Origin of the sequence: Arcobacter iocasae (assembly GCF_042214795.1) — a bacterium.
GTDB classification, from domain to species: Bacteria; Campylobacterota; Campylobacteria; order Campylobacterales; family Arcobacteraceae; genus Arcobacter; species Arcobacter iocasae.
In genome coordinates this window covers 2,104,791-2,122,276 of record NZ_CP090177.1, presented here as the reverse complement: position 1 = coordinate 2,122,276, position 17,486 = coordinate 2,104,791, and the positions used below count along the sequence as shown (strand labels likewise).

Below are 17,486 nucleotides of genomic sequence, written 5' to 3'. Positions count from 1 at the left end.
TTATTCAACTCTCACTTTTGCGTACATTCCTGGAAGTACTCGATTGTCTGTTCTTTTAAAACTTAGCTTTACTCTAAAACTATTAATCCCAGAATCAACACTTGGCAATATTGCTACTACTTTTGCTTTTTGATTTATATTAAGTGATTCTATATAAATATCTAACTCTTCTTTTCCCCTAAATTTTGCTAAATCATTCTCTGCTACATCTAAATAAAGATTTAAATTATCCACATCACTTATTGTCAATAGTGGAGTTCCAGCAGTTGCCAATTCCCCTTCATTGATGTTTTTTTTGATTATTAACCCATCACTTGAGGCTCTTATATTTAAGTATTTAAGATTTTTGTTTATCTCTTGAAGTTTGTCTTCACTTTGTTTTATAGATTTTTTTGCAATTTGCAAGTTTCTATCTAGATTGTTCTTTTTTAATTCAAAATTTTCATAATCACTTTTTGAAATCATCTGTTTTTCAAAAAGTCTTTTATATCTATCAAAATCAATTGTAGCTTTATTTAAATCATTTTTTAAAATATTAAAATTTAATTTAGCTTGTTCAATACTAAGTTTAGTTTGAGATTTTGATGTTGACATTTCTTTTGAATCTATTTTTAAAAGTAGTTTTCCTTTTTTTATATAATCACCTTCGTTTATATAGATTTTTTCTATATAACCATTGTATTTACTTGAAATTGTTTTTTGATTATCACTGACAATAAAGCTAGATAACTCTAAAGACTCACTATAGAGGTTTGTAGAGATTATTGAAAGTATAAAGACCTTCAACAGATGACTTAAAAAAGTTGTTTTCATTAATTTTTACTCCAATTAATTATAAGTATTTATAATTATACATTTTTATAAATTATAAAAATATTAAAATATTTTAAAATAAGAAATTCTTATAATTTAAGCTTTATATAATTTATAAAGATATAGAATTTGTAATTATACTATAATAAGGAAAGATTATGGCAAGACTTGTCGTTTTAGGGGGAGGGGTATCTGGACATACTGCTGCATCATTTGCAGCGAAGTGGCTTGGTAAGTCTCATGAAGTTGTAGTTGTTACGCCAAACTCAAAATGGAATTGGATACCATCAAATATTTGGGTTGGAGTAGGAGAAATGGGTAAAGAAGATGTAACTTTTGATTTAGCACCTGTATATAAAAAAGCTGGTATTACATATAAACAAGCAAAAGCCTTATCTATTCACCCTGAGGGAAAAACTGAAAATTTTAAACCTTATGTAACTATTAAATATACTAGTGAAGATAAATCTTCACAAACAGAAGAGCTTACATATGATTATTTAATTAATGCTACTGGTCCAAAACTAAATTTTGCAGCAACTCCTGGATTAGATCCTGAAGTTGATGGAAATACAGTCTCAGTTTGTACAGCAGATCATGCTGTCCATGCATATCATGAATTAGAAAAATGCATTGAAAAAATGTCAAAAGGTGAAAAACAAACTATCTTAGTAGGCACTGGACATGGTATGTGTACTTGTCAAGGTGCTGCTTTTGAATATATTTTCAACATAGAACATATTCTTAAAAAAAGAGGTGTTAGAGAAAATGCCAATCTAGTCTGGATATCAAATGAAGAGACTTTAGGTGACTTTGGTATGGGAGGAATGCATATCAATAGAGGTGGATACCTAACACATTCAAGAGTATTTACTGAATCAATTTATGCGGAAAGAGGATTGACTTGGATTACAGGTGCTCATGTAAATAAAATAGAAAAAGGTTTAGCCCATTATGAACTATTAAATGGAGAATACCATACACAAGAGTTTGATTTGGCTATGTTGATTCCACCATTTGCGGGGGTTGGATTAAAGGCATTTTCAAAAGATGGAAGTGATATCACAGATACAATTTTTGCACCAAATGGATTTTTGAAAGTTGATGCTGATTATACTCCCAAAGCATATGAAGATTGGAAAGCTAGTGATTGGCCAAAAACATTACAGAACCCAACTTATAAAAATATATTTGCAGTTGGTATTGCTTTTGCACCACCACACCCTATTTCTAAACCACAAAAATCACCAAATGGCACAATGATAACTCCAACCCCACCAAGAACGGGGATGCCAAGTGGTATTATGGGGAAAGCAGTTGCTCACTCGATTTGCGATATGATTACTGGAAAATCGACTACGCCTACACATACAGCAAGTATGAGTAGTATGGGTGCTGCTTGTGTTGCAAGTACAGGTAAAGGTTTCTTTACAGGAACAGCTGCTGCGATGACAGTTTATCCGGTAGTTCCTGATTATGAAAAATATCCAGAAACAGGAAGAGACCAAGACTCAACTTTTGGAGAAGTGGGAACAGCAGGACATTGGATTAAACATTTGTTACATCATATGTTTATATATAAAGCTCAATTAAAACCGGGCTGGACTTTAATCCCAGAATAATAGGAGAAATATTATTATGAATAAAAATACTAAACCTTATGAGCAAGCATACTATCCACCAAAACCAAGTAGATTTGTAAGATTTATGAGAACTTGTATCTTATGGCAAATCGTTAGATTTATTGTGATTAATATTAAGATGATATTGGTCGTAAGAAAATCGCACTAGTTAATAAAGAAGTTTAATCTTCTTTATTATCCTCTCTTTAAAAACTTATTATTTGTTTCTGATTGCTTTATTTATAGCTTTTCAACTATAGAAGTTGGTTCCCCTAAATAATACCCTTGAGCATAATCTATATCCAATTCTTGCACTTTTGATAAGATATCTTTACTAGAAACAAACTCAGCAATTGTCTTAACACCAATTTTTTGGGCAAAATCAACTATTGTTTTTGTTACCAATTGAGACTTTTCATCCTTGTCAATATTTTTTATCATACTTGCATCTATTTTTAGATAATCAAAATTTAGTTTTATAAGATATTCAAAATTAGAATACCCTGTACCAAAATCATCTATAGATATTGTTGCACCATATTTTTTTACGGTTGTTATAAAACTTATTATTTCATTGTAGTTTTCAATACCCTCAGATTCAAGTATCTCAAATGTAATATTACTTGCAAAATTAGATTTTTTAAATTCATCCTCTATGAATCTAATAATTTCATTATTTGCCATATCATCTTTAGTTAAATTTATAGAAAACTTTTGCTTTGTTTCTTTACAAATAGCAAAAGTTTTTTGAAGCATTATCAAAGTCAATTTAAAATATATTTTATTTTCTTTTGAAATATCTAAAAAATGTATAGGAACAATATAGTCATCATCTCCACTTTTAATTCTCATAAGTGCCTCATACTTAATAATTTCCAAAGTTTTACAATCAACAATAGGTTGAAACAGTGGTACAATTTTATCATCTTCAATTGCTCTCATAAGTCTTTGTGTCCAACTTAATCTATTTTCATACTCTTTTAAGGTTCTCATTTCATCAGTATAGATAAGATAATGTTTCTTATTCTTCTTTGCAAGTTTAAGTGCCATATCTGCATTTGGGAGAAGAAGAGTTGACCCATGAGAAATACCAATAGTAAGGTTAATAAAAATAGTTTTTTCTTCAGATATTTTAAATTCATATTTTCCTAAATGACCTATAATATAAGAAGCAATATTTTCAAAATCTTCTAAATCCATCGAGCCATGTGATATTACACCAAATTCATCCGCATGCATTTTGTATAAAGTTGCAGTGGGAGGAAGAAGCTCTTTGAACTTGTCTTTATATTCTAAAAGTATTTTATCTCCAATTTCATCACCATAAAGATTGTTAATTTGCTCAAATTTATCTATATTGATTATCATAAATAATAAGTATTTTATATCATCTAAATCTTCTAATAAAGCTCTTCTGTTTTTTAGACTTGTCAAATGGTCATAATAAAATTGATGTTCTATGGAATCAAGCATTTCGTTAAAAATAACTTGCATTGATTGTATCTCATTGATATCATAATCTACTGTTACTCTTTGTTTGATATCACTACTTTTTTTGATGATATTTGCAGTTTTAATAAAATTATTAATAGGGGCAAGTAAGTATTTATTAAAATTTAAAAACAGCAGTATAAAAATTATAATTGTAAAACCAATAATAAAAATCAAAAATATATCAATCATATCATTAAATGATATTTTCAAATCTGTTATAGGGTAGTTTATATTTATGACACCTAATACATCACCTGAAACTGCATTGGTATGACAAGCGTTACATTTGTCATTTGCAATTACAGGGAAATAATATTTAATAATTTCTGAATTAACTATATCTAAAGTTTCAGCTCCTTTAAAAGCATTTTTAACACTATTATTTGTAGTTCTTACTCGTTTGTCATTTTCAATATCTCCAAAAATATTAGCAACTTTTTTGCCTCTATAGATAAGGATTTCAAGATTTTTATCTACTTTATTAAGTCTATGAACAATCTCTTGAATGTCATCTTTATTCCACCCTTTTTGCATAGCTGAATACATTGATTCAAATACTAATCTACTTGTTTTTTTAGCATCTACTTTTGCTAGATTTACAATAACATCTTTTTTAATATATTCAATATATGTAAAAGCAAGCCCTAAAGTAATTAATAAAATAATAAGTATCATTTTTGCTGTAATTTGATTGTAACTTGTGCTCTTTTTAGACATTTTATTAATCTTTCGTAGTAAATTATTATATAAAATTTGAGGGAAAGATACTAAATAATTAAATTTTATTTTCTTAAATTTAACTATTTTTTTATTTTATAATCAATCCCTAATAGTTATTTTATTCTAACATAAAAATTATTATTTTTACTTGTATACCTATAAAAGAATAAATTAGCATTATATATATAAAGAAATTTAATTATTTTTTAAGAGAGTACAAAGTAAAAGAAAGCGAAGACCATAAAAGGTCTTCAGAAGAAAATATAAAAGTTAATTCTTAACTTAGAGACTTTAACTCAGTCTCAACCTTAATTAACTTCTCTTCAGCAGAAGATAATCCAGCTCTATTTTCTTCAATAACATTAGCAGGAGCATTAGCTACAAATCTTTCATTTGATAACATTCCTGATAATTTTGCTATCTCTTTTTCTAATTTCTCTTTTTGACGAGTTAGTTTATTGATAATAGGAGTCATATCAATCTCACCAGTTGGTAAGTAAACTTCTAAGTTATCAGATACATCTGTTATAGAGTTTTCTTGTTTTGCATCTACGAACTCTATATTTTCTACTTTTGCAAGTTTTTCTATAAATGGTTTTGCTACATCTTTATCAATAGTTTTATCAAGTTTGATATAAGCTTTTGCAATTTTACTATTACCCATATCTATGATAACTTTTGCTCTTCTTATTGCTACAATTGCTTCTTCGATGATAGCAAACATATCTTCCATTTCTTGATTTTTTGCTATTTCTTTAGGGAAGTTTGTTATCATCAAAGATTCACCCTCTTCTAGAGAAGTTCCACTTAATTTATGATATAAAAAATCAGAAATAAATGGCATAAATGGACTTACCATTTTTAGTGTTTCTTTAAATATTGCTCCAAGTTCTACAACTGAGTCTTTGCTAGCTTTTGCATACTCAATACCCCAATCACAAAACTCATTCCATACAAATTTATAAAGAATAGAAGCTGCTTCATTGAATTTGAAAGTATCAAGTGTAGCTCTTACTTCATCAACTGCATCACTTAATCTACTTTGCATATAAATACCAAGTGGTGTTTTGATTTCTATATCTTTTAAATCAGGGAATGTATCAACATTTAGTTGTAAAAAGTTTGAAGCATTGTAAAGTTTATTTGTGAAGTTTCTAAACTGCTCTAAGTTTTTAGCTCCAAGTTTTATATCTCTTCCTTGAACTGCTAAATATGCAAGTGTAAATCTAATAATATCAGCAGAATGTTCTTCTACCATATCAAGTGGGTCGATTACATTTCCTTTACTTTTAGACATCTTTGCACCATGTTCATCCCTTACAAGAGCATGCATATAAATATCTTCAAATGGTAACTCTTTTTTAAAGTGTTCACCCATCATCATCATTCTAGCTACCCAAAAGAACATAATATCAAAACCAGTGATTAACAGACTATTTGGATAAAAATCAGCTTCATCAGTTGAGTTGTATAAATCTTCCAGTTTCCCATTGTTTCCCCAACCTAAAGGTGACATTGCCCATAGTGCTGAAGAAAACCAAGTATCAAGTACATCTGGGTCTTGAGTATATTTTTTACTTTTACATTTTGGACACTCTTCTGGCTCATCAGCTTTATCAGCCCATTGATGTCCACAATCATCACAGGTAAATACAGGAATTCTATGTCCCCACCAAAGTTGTCTTGAGATACACCAAGGTCTTAATTCATCCATCCAAGCTGTATATGAATTTATCCAATGTGCTGGATGAAATAATGTCCCATTGTGCTCTCCAGAAGCTGCTCGCTCTTTTGTAGTCTCTTTTGTTTTTCTAATAGATTCTTGAGCCATATCTGAGCTTAAGAACCATTGTTGAGAGATAAATGGCTCAACGATATTCTTACATCTATAACAATGTCCTACTTGGTGAACATGCTCATCTATTTTTACTATATAACCTTCAGCTTGAAGTTTATCAACAATTGGTTTTCTAGCTTCTAATCTTTCAAGTCCAGCAAACTCTCCACAGTATTCATTTAAAATACCTTTTTCATCAAATACTTTGATAAACTCTAAATCGTGTCTTTTTCCAACTTCGTAGTCATTTTGGTCATGGGCAGGAGTAACTTTTACAACACCTGTTCCAAATTCCATATCAACATAAGAGTCTGTAATTACTTTAATAACTCTATTTGTAAGTGGGAGTAAAACTTCTTTTCCTACAATATTTGTATATCTTGAATCATCAGGATGTACCATAATTGCAGTATCACCAAAGTATGTTTCTGGTCTTGTAGTTGCTACTTGAAGTTCACCACTTCCATCTGCAAATTTATAAATCATATGATAAAACTTACCATTAACTTCTTCATGCTCAACTTCAATATCTGATAGTGCACCATCATGAGTACACCAGTTTACCATATAGTTATTTTGAGTGATATGTCCTTCATTGTATAAAGATACGAAAGCCTCTTTAACTGCTTCTTGTAAACCCTCATCCATAGTAAATCGTTCACGCTTCCAAGCAGGAGTAACTCCTAGTTTTCTCATTTGGTGAACTATGTTTCCACCACTTGTCTCTTTTTGTTTCCAAGCTCGTTCTAAGAATTTTTCTCTTCCAATTTCTTCTTTTGTCGTACCTTCTGCTAACAATTGTTTTTCAACAACATTTTGTGTTGCAATTCCAGCATGATCAGTTCCTGGTTGCCATAAAGCCTTAAATCCATCCATTCTTTTATATCTTGTAATAATATCTTGTAATGTAAATGTTAAAGCATGTCCAATATGTAAACTTCCTGTTACATTTGGTGGTGGCATCATTATTGAGAAATTCTTCCCATCTTCTTGTATGTTTTTGTTACCATCTATTTCAAAGTAACCTCTTTCTTCCCATATTTTATAAAATTTATCTTCTACAATTGAAGGTTCATACTTTTCACTCATAAATTGTCCTATTTATCTAAAATTACGCGATTATACCTTATTTTGTGTATATAAAAGATTAATAATGATAAAAAGTATTTTTAAACATAAAAGTAGTATAATAATTGCTTTTAAATTGTAAGGTTGGTATGAAAAAATTATTAAAAGACAAAACAATTGTATTCTTGTTACCATTAGTTATTATTACTTTTTTATTCCTATTTATTTGCTACAATTATTCTATGGGCACATATAAAAATATTGAAGAAAAACAAAATAATAAAGATATTAAAAACTTTATTTATACAGTAAATATTTCTACTCACGATTCAAATATAAAAGAAAATTCGTACTATCAAGAAGTTAAGAAATTATGTGAAAACTATTTTGATGAATGCTTAGTAAAAACTACAATAAATAGTAAAAAAATAAATAAAGAAAAAATTACAATAGATACTTATCATTTAAATTCATTTTTAATAAATGACTTTCATTTTTTTGATATGAAAAATAAACTCATATTACATATCAAAACAAAATCAAAAGAGCATATAATAATCACAAGTAAAAACTCAATTCAAATTTTTTCTTCTTTATCAATTATTTTTTTAATACTAACTATACTAATTACAAATTCATACCAAAAGCATATATTAATAGTTAATAATCAATTAGAAGATAAAGTAAATGAAAGAACAAGTCAAATTACTCATACCTTAAAAGAGTTAGAAAAAGTTAATCTTAGACTTTTTGATTTAGCACATACAGATTATTTAACACAAATAAAAAATAGAAGAAGTTTCTTTTTACATGTAGAATCAATGTTCCAAAATCAGAAAAAAGTAAATAAGCCTATGAGTATAATAATGATTGATATAGATAATTTTAAAAAATTTAATGATACATATGGTCATGAAATGGGAGATAAGGTTTTAAAACTCTTTGCAAGTACTATAAATAATTACTTAAGTGAAGATGCTATATTTGGAAGATTAGGAGGAGAAGAATTTATTATTGCTTTACCTAATGAAAAAATAGACTCAACAATAGCTATTGCAGAAGATATTAGAAGGATAATTGAAACCTTAGTAATAAGAGTACCTTATTCAGAACTATTTATTACTGCTAGTTTTGGAGTTAGTGATTCTACTAATGCAAATACAATTGATGAAATAATCAAAAATGCAGATGATATGCTTTATGATGCAAAAAGTAAAGGTAAAAATAGAGTAAGAGGTAGAATATCTTAATTCATTTCATCTATTAGTTTAGCTTCTGGTTTTCCATAATAAAAACCTTGTGCATAATCTACGCCTATATCTCTTAGTATTTTATCTATATTTTCATTACTTACAAACTCTGCAATAACTTTTATATTAGATTTTTGGGCAAACTCTAATATTGATTTTACAACATCTTGTGTTCTGATATCATTTTCAATTAATTTTATGATTGAGCCATCGATTTTTAAATAATCTGCTTGTAACTTAATCAAATAATCATAATTTGAATAGCCACTTCCAAAATCATCTATTGCGATTTTTACACCTTCATCTTTAAACTTTTTAAGAAGTTTATTTATGTAATCACTATCGTCTATCTCTTCTGATTCTACAATTTCTAAAACCATCCTATCAAATACACCTTTTTGTTCTGCATAATCAAAAACATATATCATCAATTCTTCGTTCATCAAATCTTCAATACATAAATTAAGTGAAAACTCATAATTATTAGTAGCAAATTTACTAATAACTTTTTCTACCATTTTATATGTTAATTCTGGATATAACTTTGTTTTTTTAGCAATATCTAAATACTCATTTGGATAGATAATCTTTCCATCTAAAACTAATCTCATCAAAGCTTCATATTTATCGATTTTTCCAGTTTTATAGTTATATATAGGCTGATAGTGGGGGAATATTCTATCTTCTTTTATAGCAAGATGTAATCTTTCAACCCATAATAAATTATTTCTGAACTCTTCAACATTTTTCATTGAATGGCTATACTCTTTTATTTTTACTTTTTTGTTTTTTGCTTCAGTTAATGCAATATCTGCGTAAGTTAATAAGTTTTCACTATTAGAAGCTATACCACAAGTATAAGTAAGCATAAATTTATCTTTACCAAATGTATAGGACTCTTTTCCTAGTGTATTCATGAAATTATTTATATCCGCTATTATGCTATCTTTATTACTTATAAAGAGTGCAAAAATATCAGATTGTAATCTATATAAATCATATCCTTTATCATTAAAATACCTAAATAGCCTATCAGCTAATGCTTTTATTACTTTATCACCAATAACATGATTGTAACTATCATTTATCTCTTTAAATCTATCAATATTGATTAGTGCTAAGGTTCCACTTTCTTGCTTAGAAATATGATCAATTAAACTTACTCTATTTCCTAAACCAGTTAAAGCATCAGTTTTAAATAGATTTTTAAGTTTTGACCGATTTTCTATTAGTTCAGTAACTATTGTACCTGCTGATATAAACTCTTGAATATTGCCTTGAGAATCTTTTATTGGAATAATAGTAATACTATTATAATAACTATCCCCATCTTTCCTTTTATTTTTAAGTATACCTTTCCAAATCTTTCCTTTTAAAATAGTATCCCATAATTTTTTAGATTGACTTCTTGAAGTATCTGGATGAGCAATTATCTTATGGGTTATACCTATAAGTTCACTTTTATTAAATCCACTTATTTTTTCAAAGCTATCATTTACATAAGTAATAATTCCATTTTTATCAGTTTTAGAAACAACAGAACTTCTATCTAATAACAGTTTATACTGTTCTAGCATATTCATATGTTCTTCTCTTTCAATTTCAACATTATGAATTTTTATTGAAAGATACCTTGCTATCAACAAAGATATAGAAATCAAAATAGTAAGAACAACAAAAACTTTTAATAAATATTCATCAGATAATTCTTTAAGTGCTTTCTTTTCTTCTTCTAATATATCTTGTAGTTCTGTAACATAAAATCCTGCTCCAATAATCAAATTCCAATTAGGTATTAACTTTACATAAGAGAATTTTTCATCTTCTTTTTTTGTATCTGGTCTTATCCATTTATAGTTTATATATCCCCCACCATCTAAAGCTTTTTTAATAGTAGTTTCATTAAGAATTCTTCCTTTTACAGAAAGGACATCATCATTTATTTTACCTACAATTTCAGGATTAAGTGCATGCATTTTCATAACTTTATCTAATCCTAATATCCAGAAATAACCATATTTATTATCGCCAAATCTATCTTTTTTAAAATCTTCAAAAACTAATTCTTGAACTTTTTTATCTATTTCTTTTTTATAAACGCCAGCTGCTATGTACACATCATGTTTTTCATCTCTTTTTATATAAACATATTTTGTATAAACTTCTTTTGGACTTTCATTTGGTTTATACCATTTGTAAGAACCATAATTTTCATCTAAAATTAAAGCCTCTTTTAAAAAATCATATAACTCTTTATTTGTTTTTGATGATTCAAATACATTAGTATTTATGTATTTTTTATTACCACCATGGTATAAGATCTTTCCATTTTTATCAAATATATAAAAGTACCCTGTTCCATTATCCCATTTTAATAAATTTAATTCTTTTTTATATTTAGACAAAATAATATTAAAATCTTTGTCATTATTTGAATCAAATAAATTTTTAACAAAACTTACTTTTTCTTTTAAAATAGATTCATTTTTTTCATAAATTAAGTTATTTATTACTTCTATTCTTTTTATAGCTCTTTGAATTTCATTTTTGATTATTGCTTTATTTTTTTTATAATAACTTTTTTCGAGTGAAATAACTTTTTTTTCATATAACTCTTGGTTAAATTCATAAATAAAAAAGCCCAGTATAATTGAAAAAACAACTATTATAGAAAAGATATTTAGAAAATTTATTTTGGAAAGACTAAGTTTCATATTATATAACCTCAAAAGAATTAAAAGTAATTTATTAATATTTAGATAATTTTATTCTAACTTTTAATATATTATTACTAATTAACTGATTATTAACTTAGTCTTAAAAATAGTTTATTTATTGAAGATATAATTATTCTGTATCATCTTTTATTAAACCAGCTTCTTTTAAAAATTGAGAGTGCACAAAACTAAGTTTTTTTACTTTATCATACTTTGCATAAGATAGATACAAAATATCTTTAGCCCTAGTAACAGCTACATAAAATAGGCGTCTCTCTTCTTCTATACTTCCACCTTTTGCGATTAATTTTTGATTAGGAAATCTTCCATTCATCAAATCTATTACATAAACTTCTTTAAACTCTAAACCCTTTGATGCATGAACAGAAAGTAAATTTACTCCATCTCCTTCACTCATTTCACTACCACCTAAAACCATAGCATTTATGAATTTTTCTATATCACTATAATTATAAGATAATGATTTCAATAAAGTTATTTTTCTATTTATTCTTACTATTGAGGTCTGTTTCATAGCAGGATCTACTTGTCCATCTTTTCTAGTAGCTCTTTTTGTAGATAACATTTCTATTAAGTGGTCATACAAGTTAGATTTAAATATATGATCAATAGCACTTCTTGGATTTTTTATTCTTTTTAAATCTTTTACTATCAAATAAAATTCAAATAAGAACTCTCCACCTTCAACACAAAGTTTTGGATGTTTTAAAATTGGATTTCCTAAAAACTTATCATCAAAACCACAATCTTTGAATTTAGAAACAGAACCTAACTCCGCGAAATCATCAAAAAGTCCTAGCTGGACATTCTTTGTTTTTGTTGACACATATGGACTTTTTATATCTGGGTCTGGATTAAATAAACCTTGAAATAAATCTCCATGCCCTAACTTCATCAAAGCATCAAATAAGTCTTTTGCTATGGCTTTTCCAATACCTTTTCCATACTCTAAAATATGAATGGCGGCCATCATATCATTATGACTTTTCATCAAAGTGATGATATCTAATACAAATTTTACCTCAGCAGCTTCGAAAAAGCTTTTTCCACCTTTTCTCTTAGCAGGTATTGAAAACTCCCTTAAGTTTGCTTCTATACCATCTGCACTTGAATTATTTCTAAAAATTATTGCTATATCACTGTGTGGAGTTGTACTTTGACTTATAAGCTTTGAGATATGTTCATATTGGTCAAAAAGTTCACTAAAAGTTAATAACCTAGGTGAATGTTCAGCATCTTGTCTTACTACTTCAAGATTTTTATCATAAATTCTTTCATTATGCTCAATGACTTTTGTGGCTAATTGTAAAATTGGTCTAGTTGAACGATAATTTTTTCTAAGAGTAAAAACTTTTGCACCATCATATCTATCTGCAAAAGTAGAAATAATTCCAATATCAGAGCCATTGAAAGCATAAATACTCTGGTCATAATCACCCACACAAAAAAGTGACTTTGGTTTAAAAGCTTCTAATAATTTTCCTTGCAAAGGATTTGTATCTTGATACTCATCTACCAAAATCTCTTTAAAGTCAAAATCATTAGTTTCAAGTAATTCGAGCATAATGGTTAATAAATCATCAAAATTAGCATAACCATACTCTTTTTTTAATATATGAAACTCTTTTATTACATCTTCATAAATATCTGTATAAATCTCATGTCCAGCATTTTTTTCAACTATCCAATCCCCAAACTCTTCATTATTTTTAGAGTTTAGATATAGAGAATAAATATCATACAAATACCCACCATCATATGGGCTTGTTGAATCATCCCTTTCAAAAAAGACTCTTTTTTCATAAATAGATTTAAAAAGTGTTTTTAATTCATTTGGTTGTTTTAGTGTTATATTTACTTGTAATTGTTTTATTAACTTATAACTAACACTATGAAAAGTTCCAGCCATAATGGCTCCAGCTGTCTCTTTTCCAAAAAATTTAGAAACCCTTTGTACCATCTCTTGGGCTGCTTTATTTGTAAAAGTTAAAAGTATTATTTCAGAAGGTTTAACTCCACCATTAATTAATGTAGCAATTCTTCCAACAATAGTGGATGTTTTTCCAGTACCAGCACTTGCAATGATAAGGTTAAACCCAGGGTTACATGTGGCAGCTGCTAATTGTTCTTCGTTTAGATTAGATAAGGGCATTTAGTGTATATTCATTTTATTTGTCATTTGCGAATAGTATCATAAAGTGCTTTATTAAATAGTAAAAATCTAAGCATATGATATAATAATTACTACACAAAAGATTTACAAATTTTATATAAGATAAAACTATGAAAAGAAGAACATTTATAAAACTAAGTACGCTTACCCCTATTATTGTAAATAGTTATATGATGGCAAAAGATGTTGATGACACTATTTGGACAACTATCTTAGAAGTACAAAATATACTTTTCCCAAAAACTTCAAAAATGCCAAGTGCTAAAGAGTTTGGAAGTGTTGCTTACTTAAAACAAAATATAGACCACTATAGTTTTGATAAAGATGATTTAGAGCTTATTTTAAATGCAGCTCAAGTCTTTAAAGAAACTTTTTCTGAATTTTTCAAAGCAACAAAAGATGAAAAACTAGAAATCATAAAACAAGCTAATGGGAGCGAGTATGGTTCTTCATGGATAAATATTTTAGTTTATTATGGAATTGAAGCCATGCTTAGTGATCCAATATATGGTGGAAATAAATTTCAATCAGGATGGATGGCATTAAATCATAAACCTGGAATTCCAAGACCCAAAAGAAAATATGGAGCAAAAGTTGATGTATGATGTATGTATTATAGGAAGTGGAGCTGGAGCGGGACCAATAGCTTATACCCTTGCAAAAGAAGGGAAAAAAGTTTTAATTCTTGAAAAAGGTGATATATATACAGAAAAAGACTTCTCAAAAGATGAAATAGCCTATTCAAGAAGAGATATTTTTACTCCAAACTTAAAAGGTGAATACCATGTAATAGAAGAAAAAATCGATGGTAAATGGTATAAATTTCCTACATACGAAACTGGTTGGAGTTTTTGGAATGGGAATATATTAGGTGGTTCATCAAATTTTATGAGTGGATATTTTCATAGACTTAAACCAAAAGATTTTAAGTTAAAATCAACTTTTGGCAAATATAAAGGTGCCAATGTTGTTGATTGGCCAATCTCTTATGATGAGATAGAACCCTATTATGACATGGTTGAAAAAGTTATTGGAGTATCTGGGGAGTATACAAAATACGAACATGCGGAGCCCCGAAGTAGTAAAAACTATGCTTATCCAAGATTACAAGAACACCCAATAGTTGATTTAATAGATAAAGCCTGTGAAAAATTAGATTATGTTTCATATAAAGTTCCAAGAGCAATTTTATCTAAAAATAAAGAGAATAGAAATGCCTGTTATTATTCAAATTATTGTGGTTCGTACTCTTGTTCAAGTGGAGCGAAGGGAAGTTCAAGGGCTTCTTTAATCCAACCTATTTTAAATAGTACAGATATAACAATAATACCAAATGCCTTTGTATTTAAACTGCTTACAAACAAAGATAAAAAAATACAAAAAGCTGTATATTACACAAAAGAAAAGATAGAAAAAACAGTTGAAGCTAAACTTTTTATTGTGGCAACTCAAGCAGTTGAGAGTTCAAGACTTCTATTAAACTCTAAAAATAGTGATTTCCCAAATGGTTTGGCAAACTCTTCTGGACAAGTTGGGAAAAATATGCTTTTCACAGGTGGGGGACAAGGAAGTGCTATTATTGATACAAAAATGTTAAGTAAAGATAAATTATTTGAAACTGGCTTTTTTGTAAATAGAGGTTTACAAGATTGGTATTTTACAAAAGAGTTTAAAGGTGGAACTATAGATTTTCTATTTGACCATGCCAATCCCATACGAAAAGCACTAAGGCTAAAATCTGATGATAATGGTAATCTTTTATTTGGGGAAGAGTTACAAGATAAAATCTATAAAAATTTCACAAAATCAAGAATACTAAATTTTGAAGTTTTTACAGACTGGATGCCAAATGATAATTGTTTTGTAAGTATTGATGAAAAATACAAAGATAAATATGGAGTTCCCGTTGCAACAATTAGAATTGGAGCCCATCCACAAGATGTAAAAGTTGGTAATTTTTTAGCACAAAAAGCAATAGATGTTTTAAAACAAATGGGAGCTAGCGATATTAAAAGTGATATTTCACCACTTCCCTCTGCTAACTTACAAGCTGGTGGCTGTAGATTTGGTAATGACCCAAAAAAATCTGTCTTAAACAAATATTGCCAAAGCCATGACATAGAAAACCTTTTTGTCACAGATGGAAGTTTTATGCCAACAGGAGGAAGTGTTCCTTATACTTGGACAATATATGCAAACTCTTTTAGAGTAGCTGATTATATAAAAAAGAGTAATTTAATTTAACTTTACTCTTTGTTTAAATTTAAAAAGTCCAATTATAATAATAATTAATAAATATCCCATTTGTGAAATTGATAAAGCTTTTTGAGCCATAACAAAATGAATAGTTGAGAGTATTAAAACTATATATATGACTTTATGATATTTAAAATATAGTTTAAAAAGTTTTCCAAATGAAGTAACTGTCATAAATAATAAAAGAATAAAAGATATCATTCCTAGATAAATAAATGGTTTTTCTAAAGTCTCTTTTATCACTTTTTCAAAATCAACTTCCATATCCAAGATTACAAAATTTAAAAAATGCAAAAATACATAATAAAATCCAAAGAGTCCTATCATTTTCCTATAAGAGATTAGATTTACTCTTTTTCGTATAAGTGAAATAGTTGTTGAAAAAAAGAGTAAAACCATTGCAATTGCACCGGTTACAGTATAGATATATTTTATTGGATCAATAAGATCTTGTACTATAAAGACTTCATATCCCAAAATAAATGATGGCAAAATTAATAGTATAAAAATAAATACTTTCATTAAAAGTTCTTTCTTAAATCCATTCCTTTATACATATAAGCAACTTCCTTTTCATAACCATTGAACATCAAAGTATCTTGTTTTAGAAATTTACCCAAAACTCTTTCCCTTGCTTGACTCCATCTTGGATGGTCAACTTTAGGGTTAACATTTGCATAAAAGCCATACTCATTTGATGCTATATCTTGCCAAGTATTTAAAGGCTGTTCTTTAACAAACGATATTTTTGCAATTGATTTTATTGATTTAAATCCATATTTCCAAGGTACAACCAATCTTAATGGTGCACCATTTTGATTTTCTAAAGTTTTTCCATATAGACCTACAGCTAAAAGAGTAAGAGGATTCATTGCTTCATCCATTCTAAGACCTTCCACATAAGGATAGTTTTTAATATTTGCAAAAACAACACTCCTTTCTTGGTCAGGGAACATCTCTTGGTCATATTTAGTTTCAAACCTTACATATTTTGCATCACTTAAAGGTTTACATTTTTTTATTAATGTAGCAAGTTCAAAACCAATCCATGGAACAACCATAGACCAGCCCTCAACACATCTAAATCTATAAATTCTCTCTTCTAAAGAATTTGAACTAATCAAATCTTTTATGTCAATTGTAAATGGCTTTTCAACAAGTCCATCAATCTCAATAGCCCAAGGATTTGGTTTCAAAGTATGAGCCATATATTTTACATCTTTTTTTGAAGTTGTAAATTCATAAAAATTATTGTAAGAAGTGATTTGCTCAAAACTATTTAATTTTAGATTATTAGCATTTATATCTTTTTTATAAGTTAAATTTGGTGTTGGTAAACTCTCTTTTGCCATTAGTTCCATCAAAGTTGAACTAGCTACTACTGAGGCAGCACCTAGTTTTAAAAACTTCCTTCTATCTTCAAACAGTTCTTCTGGAGTTATTTCATTTTCATTTATTTTCATAACATATCCTTTATTTCATTTTTTATTTTATTTTAAATATGTTAAGAAAATG

The 17,486-nt window shown here is 27.9% G+C and carries 12 protein-coding genes; 5 read left to right on the top strand and 7 right to left on the bottom strand.

Annotated elements, in window-relative coordinates; all coding sequences use genetic code 11:
• Nucleotides 1-813, bottom strand: coding sequence for an efflux RND transporter periplasmic adaptor subunit (locus LXN10_RS10655; protein ID WP_375722999.1), 813 nt, complete (start codon nucleotides 811-813; stop codon nucleotides 1-3).
• 158 nt (nucleotides 814-971) lie between these two features.
• Here LXN10_RS10655 and LXN10_RS10650 point away from each other — a divergent pair, with 158 nt between their 5' ends.
• A complete protein-coding gene (locus LXN10_RS10650; RefSeq protein WP_375722998.1) occupies nucleotides 972-2,435 on the top strand; it encodes an NAD(P)/FAD-dependent oxidoreductase in 1,464 nt (487 codons plus the stop codon).
• Between the two features lie 16 nt (nucleotides 2,436-2,451).
• On the top strand, nucleotides 2,452-2,604 hold the full coding sequence (locus LXN10_RS10645; protein WP_190271961.1) for a hypothetical protein: 153 nt from the start codon (nucleotides 2,452-2,454) through the stop codon (nucleotides 2,602-2,604).
• 71 nt (nucleotides 2,605-2,675) lie between these two features.
• On the opposite strand, the gene LXN10_RS10640 is transcribed toward LXN10_RS10645, so the two are convergent.
• Together LXN10_RS10640 and LXN10_RS10635 are read right to left on the bottom strand one after the other, a co-directional pair.
• Nucleotides 2,676-4,646 carry an EAL domain-containing protein gene (locus LXN10_RS10640; protein ID WP_375722997.1) on the bottom strand — a complete coding sequence of 657 codons (1,971 nt, stop codon included), beginning with the start codon at nucleotides 4,644-4,646 and terminating at the stop codon, nucleotides 2,676-2,678.
• A 280-nt stretch (nucleotides 4,647-4,926) separates the two neighbouring features.
• Nucleotides 4,927-7,575, bottom strand: coding sequence for a valine--tRNA ligase (locus LXN10_RS10635; RefSeq protein WP_375722996.1), 2,649 nt, complete (start codon nucleotides 7,573-7,575; stop codon nucleotides 4,927-4,929).
• A 128-nt stretch (nucleotides 7,576-7,703) separates the two neighbouring features.
• Here LXN10_RS10635 and LXN10_RS10630 point away from each other — a divergent pair, with 128 nt between their 5' ends.
• The gene (locus tag LXN10_RS10630; RefSeq protein ID WP_375722995.1) at nucleotides 7,704-8,804 is read left to right on the top strand and encodes a GGDEF domain-containing protein; all 1,101 of its coding nucleotides are present in this window, start codon (nucleotides 7,704-7,706) and stop codon (nucleotides 8,802-8,804) included.
• Here LXN10_RS10630 and LXN10_RS10625 read toward each other — a convergent pair.
• Nucleotides 8,801-11,518 (bottom strand): sensor domain-containing diguanylate cyclase, encoded by a 2,718-nt coding sequence (locus tag LXN10_RS10625; protein ID WP_375722994.1) that lies wholly within the window; start codon nucleotides 11,516-11,518, stop codon nucleotides 8,801-8,803. The two genes, LXN10_RS10630 and LXN10_RS10625, sit on opposite strands and share 4 nt — an antisense overlap.
• A gap of 133 nt (nucleotides 11,519-11,651) precedes the next feature.
• Nucleotides 11,652-13,694, bottom strand: a complete 2,043-nt coding sequence (locus LXN10_RS10620; protein ID WP_375722993.1) for an ATP-dependent helicase — start codon at nucleotides 13,692-13,694, stop codon at nucleotides 11,652-11,654.
• A gap of 131 nt (nucleotides 13,695-13,825) precedes the next feature.
• On the opposite strand from LXN10_RS10620, the gene LXN10_RS10615 reads away from it, so the two are divergent.
• Entirely contained in the window at nucleotides 13,826-14,320 is a 495-nt protein-coding gene (locus tag LXN10_RS10615; protein ID WP_375722992.1) for a gluconate 2-dehydrogenase subunit 3 family protein, read from the top strand.
• The gene (locus LXN10_RS10610) at nucleotides 14,298-15,959 is read left to right on the top strand and encodes a GMC family oxidoreductase (protein ID WP_375722991.1); all 1,662 of its coding nucleotides are present in this window, start codon (nucleotides 14,298-14,300) and stop codon (nucleotides 15,957-15,959) included. Before LXN10_RS10615 ends, LXN10_RS10610 begins: the two co-directional genes overlap by 23 nt.
• Here LXN10_RS10610 and LXN10_RS10605 read toward each other — a convergent pair.
• Together LXN10_RS10605 and msrP are read right to left on the bottom strand one after the other, a co-directional pair.
• A complete protein-coding gene (locus LXN10_RS10605; protein WP_375722990.1) occupies nucleotides 15,951-16,493 on the bottom strand; it encodes a sulfite oxidase heme-binding subunit YedZ in 543 nt (180 codons plus the stop codon). The genes LXN10_RS10610 and LXN10_RS10605 overlap by 9 nt on opposite strands.
• The gene (gene msrP, locus LXN10_RS10600) at nucleotides 16,493-17,434 is read right to left on the bottom strand and encodes a protein-methionine-sulfoxide reductase catalytic subunit MsrP (protein ID WP_375722989.1); all 942 of its coding nucleotides are present in this window, start codon (nucleotides 17,432-17,434) and stop codon (nucleotides 16,493-16,495) included. The genes LXN10_RS10605 and msrP overlap by 1 nt, the downstream gene beginning before the upstream one ends.
• Between the last annotated feature and the right edge of the window lie 52 nt (nucleotides 17,435-17,486).

What these genes read in the sequence shown, in the direction of transcription:
- msrP (WP_375722989.1), bottom strand. Translation starts at nt 17,434, where the DNA reads ATGAAAATAAATGAAAATGAAATAACTCCAGAAGAACTGTTTGAAGAT.
- LXN10_RS10640 (WP_375722997.1), bottom strand. Translation starts at nt 4,646, where the DNA reads ATGTCTAAAAAGAGCACAAGTTACAATCAAATTACAGCAAAAATGATA.
- LXN10_RS10655 (WP_375722999.1), bottom strand. Translation starts at nt 813, where the DNA reads ATGAAAACAACTTTTTTAAGTCATCTGTTGAAGGTCTTTATACTTTCA.
- LXN10_RS10625 (WP_375722994.1), bottom strand. Translation starts at nt 11,518, where the DNA reads ATGAAACTTAGTCTTTCCAAAATAAATTTTCTAAATATCTTTTCTATA.
- LXN10_RS10635 (WP_375722996.1), bottom strand. Translation starts at nt 7,575, where the DNA reads ATGAGTGAAAAGTATGAACCTTCAATTGTAGAAGATAAATTTTATAAA.
- LXN10_RS10645 (WP_190271961.1), top strand. Translation starts at nt 2,452, where the DNA reads ATGAATAAAAATACTAAACCTTATGAGCAAGCATACTATCCACCAAAA.
- LXN10_RS10615 (WP_375722992.1), top strand. Translation starts at nt 13,826, where the DNA reads ATGAAAAGAAGAACATTTATAAAACTAAGTACGCTTACCCCTATTATT.
- LXN10_RS10630 (WP_375722995.1), top strand. Translation starts at nt 7,704, where the DNA reads ATGAAAAAATTATTAAAAGACAAAACAATTGTATTCTTGTTACCATTA.
- LXN10_RS10610 (WP_375722991.1), top strand. Translation starts at nt 14,298, where the DNA reads ATGGAGCAAAAGTTGATGTATGATGTATGTATTATAGGAAGTGGAGCT.
- LXN10_RS10605 (WP_375722990.1), bottom strand. Translation starts at nt 16,493, where the DNA reads ATGAAAGTATTTATTTTTATACTATTAATTTTGCCATCATTTATTTTG.
- LXN10_RS10650 (WP_375722998.1), top strand. Translation starts at nt 972, where the DNA reads ATGGCAAGACTTGTCGTTTTAGGGGGAGGGGTATCTGGACATACTGCT.
- LXN10_RS10620 (WP_375722993.1), bottom strand. Translation starts at nt 13,694, where the DNA reads ATGCCCTTATCTAATCTAAACGAAGAACAATTAGCAGCTGCCACATGT.